The sequence below is a fragment of the Hyphomonas sp. genome (assembly GCF_037969335.1).
Lineage (GTDB): Bacteria > Pseudomonadota > Alphaproteobacteria > Caulobacterales > Hyphomonadaceae > Hyphomonas.
In genome coordinates, this window is the sequence record NZ_JBBKXE010000141.1 from 1 (window position 1) to 3,696 (window position 3,696).

Annotated in this window: 5 protein-coding genes; 4 read left to right on the forward strand and 1 reads right to left on the reverse strand. The window is 64.2% G+C overall.

Annotation, left to right across the window (positions count from 1 at the left end):
- From AADA04_RS10620 to AADA04_RS10635, 4 genes are all read left to right on the forward strand, one after another.
- The coding region (locus AADA04_RS10620; RefSeq protein WP_340693240.1) for a carboxyl transferase domain-containing protein at positions 1 to 1,056 on the forward strand (1,056 nt) is incomplete at its 5' end.
- A 101-nt stretch (positions 1,057 to 1,157) separates the two neighbouring features.
- Positions 1,158 to 1,469, forward strand: a complete 312-nt coding sequence (locus tag AADA04_RS10625; protein ID WP_340693241.1) for a hypothetical protein — start codon at positions 1,158 to 1,160, stop codon at positions 1,467 to 1,469.
- Positions 1,470 to 1,622: 153 nt separating this feature from the next.
- Positions 1,623 to 2,207: an NAD(P)H-dependent oxidoreductase gene (locus tag AADA04_RS10630; RefSeq protein ID WP_340693242.1), complete on the forward strand. Its 585-nt coding sequence runs from the start codon at positions 1,623 to 1,625 to the stop codon at positions 2,205 to 2,207.
- Between the two features lie 173 nt (positions 2,208 to 2,380).
- Positions 2,381 to 3,184 carry an enoyl-CoA hydratase-related protein gene (locus AADA04_RS10635; protein WP_340693243.1) on the forward strand — a complete coding sequence of 268 codons (804 nt, stop codon included), beginning with the start codon at positions 2,381 to 2,383 and terminating at the stop codon, positions 3,182 to 3,184.
- Here the strand turns inward: AADA04_RS10635 and AADA04_RS10640 are convergent.
- Positions 3,168 to 3,524: a hypothetical protein gene (locus tag AADA04_RS10640; RefSeq protein ID WP_340693244.1), complete on the reverse strand. Its 357-nt coding sequence runs from the start codon at positions 3,522 to 3,524 to the stop codon at positions 3,168 to 3,170. The two genes, AADA04_RS10635 and AADA04_RS10640, sit on opposite strands and share 17 nt — an antisense overlap.
- Positions 3,525 to 3,696 lie beyond the last annotated feature (172 nt).

The window sequence follows — 3,696 nt, forward strand, 5'->3', positions numbered from 1 at the left end:
ATGGGTTCCTGTACGGCCGGTGGCGCCTATGTGCCAGCTATGGCCGATGAAGCCATCATGGTCCGCGAGCAGGCGACCATTTTTCTGGCTGGCCCGCCTTTGGTGAAGGCCGCAACCGGCGAGATCATCTCGGCGGAAGACCTTGGCGGCGCCGATGTCCATGCCCGCCAGTCCGGCGTCGCCGACCATTACGCCGCTCATGACGCCCACGCGCTCGCCATCGTGCGTTCGATCATCCGCACGCTCGCCACGCCCAAGCCCCAGCCCTTCGCGCTCACAGAGCCGGCTGAGCCGCTCTACGACCCCGCAGAGCTGCACGGCCTCGTCCCGCCGGACCTGAAAGAGACCTATGACGCCCGCGAAGTCATCGCCCGCCTCGTCGACGGCTCGGAATTCCACGAGTTCAAGAAGCTCTATGGCGAGACGCTCGTCTGCGGCTTTGCCCGGCTCTACGGCATGCCCGTCGCGATCCTCGCGAACAATGGCATCCTCTTCTCCGAAAGCGCCCAGAAGGCGGCCCATTTCATCGAACTGGCCGACCAGCGCCGCATCCCGCTCGTCTTCCTGCAGAACCTGACCGGCTTCATGGTCGGCTCGAAATACGAGGCCGGCGGAATCGCCAAGGACGGCGCCAAGATGGTCACCGCCGTCGCCACCGCCAGCGTGCCCAAGTTCACCGTGGTGACGGGCGGCAGCTTTGGCGCAGGCAATTACGGCATGTGCGGGCGCGCCTATTCGCCCCGCTTCCTCTTCATGTGGCCGAACGCGCGCATCTCGGTCATGGGCGGCGAACAGGCCGCCTCCGTGCTCGCCACGGTCAAGCGCGAAGGCATCGAGCGCAAGGGCGGCGAGTGGGCGGCGCAGGAAGAAGAAGCCTTCAAGCAGCCGATCCGCGATCTCTACGAGGAAGAGGGCAATCCCTACTTCTCCACCGCGCGCCTCTGGGATGATGGCATCATCGACCCCGCCGACACACGCCGCGTCCTCGGCCTCGCCCTCTCCGCCAGTCTCAACGCCCCGTTCCCGGAACGCGGGTTCGGCGTGTTCAGGATGTGATCATTACATCTGGTTCGTGAACGGCTTTTCACGCCCAATTAATGGCGCCTTGCCGTATGTTTGTGCCTGAGGCGGCACACATACGGCGAAGGAGATGCGATATGGCGCGACGGGCAGGTTTCCTCATGGCTGCAGCGATGATGACGGCGCTGGCGGGCCACGCCGACCAGTTGCCGGATTTCTCCCAGTTCGATCTCGATGATGACGGCCTGATCTCGGAAGACGAATATGTCTCCCACCAGACCGGCACGCGCCGCGCCAATGAATCCGAGGCCCTCGCCAAGTTCACCCGGTTCGATCTCGACCAGAACCATACGGTCAGCGAAGACGAGTTGCGCCGTGCGGTCGACGCCTGGCGAGGCACCGATGATGACACGTCCGTGTCCGCGACTGATCCGGCTGATAGCCAGTAACCGCATAAGACATGGACCCGGGGGAGGGCCTGCCTGTGGCGGGCCCTCTTTTTGTGTCGCCGCGTCGCACGTCTAGGGGGAGTTGCGTATTGGGCCGCGGCGCCCGGTCTGGCAGGAACAGCCTCAGGGGCAGGTCTCGACCAGGAGTGCGACATGACCAGAATCTGTATCATTGACGGCCACCCGGACCCGGCGCCGCGCCATCTCATCCACGCATTGTGCGACGCCTATGCCGAAGGCGCAGCGGAAGAGGAGCATGAGGTTTCGCGGATCGACGTCGCAAAGCTGTCCTTTCCACTTATGCAGACAGCGGAGGAGTTTTCCACCCCGCCGCCTGAGCCGATCCTGACCGAGCGCGAGAAGATCGACGCCGCCGATCATCTGCTGATTGCCTTCCCGCTCTGGCTGGGCGGCATGCCGGCCAAGCTGCGCGCCTTCTTCGAACAGGCGGCGCGGGCAGAATTCTTCCTGGCCACCGGGGACAGCGAGCGTCAGTGGCCGATGCAGATGATGAAGGGCAAGTCCGCCCGCACCGTCATCACCATGGGCATGCCGGGCCTTGTCTACCGGTTTGGCATGGATTCCGGCGCCCTGCGCGCACTGGAGCGGGGTGTCCTCGGCATTTCCGGTTTCGGCCCGTTGCATCATACGATCCTCGGCGGGGCCGGCGAGGTCGATGAGGCCAAGTTCAAGCGCTGGTGCACTGACATGCGCATCTTCGGCCGCGAAGCCGTCTGACGCGTCACGGCGGCGGCCTCGCTCATGCCCCCGCCTGCGGCCTTTACGGGCTTTATCGTATTCGCTACCAGCCTGCATCTCTGGCATAGTGACCGGGAACCGGCTTCATGCCGCCCCCGTCACGACCGGCAGGCCGCCGGAACCGAACCCGCTCTCACACGTCAGGACTCCGCATGACAAACACCGTTTACGAAACCATCCGCCTTGAAGCCACGCAGGAAGGCCTCGCGGTCGTCACGCTGAACCGGCCCGACGTGCACAATGCCTTCAACGCGCTGGTCATCGAGGAACTGACCGACGCGTTCGACACGATCGCCGATCAGGAAACCATCCGGATGATGATCCTGCGCGGCAATGGCAAGTCCTTCTCCGCCGGGGCAGACCTCAACTGGATGAAGCAGGCCGCCGAGCTGCACACGAAAGAGGACAATGAGCACGACGCGCAGAAACTCGCCGCCATGCTCCTGTCCCTCTATGAAATGCCGCAGATGACGCTGGCCCTCGTGCAGGGTGCGGCCATGGGCGGCGGTGCCGGCCTGGTGGCGGCCTGCGATGTTGCCGTGGCCATGAAGGATACGAAGTTCCGCTTTTCGGAAGTCCGCCTCGGCCTCAGCCCGGCCACGATCAGCCCCTATGTCATCGATGCCATCGGCCCGCGCCGGGCCCGCGCCCTGTTCGTGACGGCGACGGTTTTTGATGCCGAATATGCCGAGCGCATGGGCCTCATCCACTATGTCGTCGACGACCAGGCCGCCATGACGGCGATGGAAGAACACCTGGCCAACCTGGTCTTTGCCGCTGCGCCCGGTGCGATTGCCGATTCCAAGCGCCTCGTGCGCGATATCACGGGCGAAATCATCGACAAGGATCTCGGCCATGAAACCGCGCGCCGCATTGCGGCCCGCCGGGCATCGGATGAAGGCAAGGAAGGCATCGCTGCCTTCCTCGAAAAACGCCCGCCTAACTGGGGTCGGTAACCAGCGTCTTGGTGGCCGATTTGACCGGTAGTCCGAGATCGCCAAGGAAGTTCAGGGTCGCGGCCACCGGATTTATCCCGGTCAGCGACTCGATCTGGTGCTGGAACACATAGGCGAGGACCGCGACCAGCACGATATAGATCGCGAACTGCATCAGCGACTTGAGCAGGAAGGCTCCGGCGCTGCCCGCCACAAGGCCGACCCCGCCCAGGATCAGCGCGCCGCTGATCGGTGTCAGGTTGCTGACATCGGCTGCCTGCGTGAAGCCGATATAGCCCCCCACGGCGGCGCCGACGATGCCGGCAAGGCCGCTCAACTGAACTCCGGATGCATAGGCCATATTTAGTCCCCTCATTTGACTAGGGTTAATGCATACGCCAAGCCGTGGGCCTGACAAAGCCGGAATTTCACCCCGGGACGGGCCCGTTCCGGTCTCAAACCCGCCTCGATATCGGACCAGTGATGCGCCATGACCACTGGACCGACCCCACCCCCTGCCACCCCCTTGCAAC

Bases quoted from the DNA above. Each gene is read 5' to 3' on its own strand.
- AADA04_RS10625 (WP_340693241.1), top strand. From the start codon at position 1,158: ATGGCGCGACGGGCAGGTTTCCTCATGGCTGCAGCGATGATGACGGCG.
- AADA04_RS10630 (WP_340693242.1), top strand. From the start codon at position 1,623: ATGACCAGAATCTGTATCATTGACGGCCACCCGGACCCGGCGCCGCGC.
- AADA04_RS10635 (WP_340693243.1), top strand. From the start codon at position 2,381: ATGACAAACACCGTTTACGAAACCATCCGCCTTGAAGCCACGCAGGAA.
- AADA04_RS10640 (WP_340693244.1), bottom strand. From the start codon at position 3,524: ATGGCCTATGCATCCGGAGTTCAGTTGAGCGGCCTTGCCGGCATCGTC.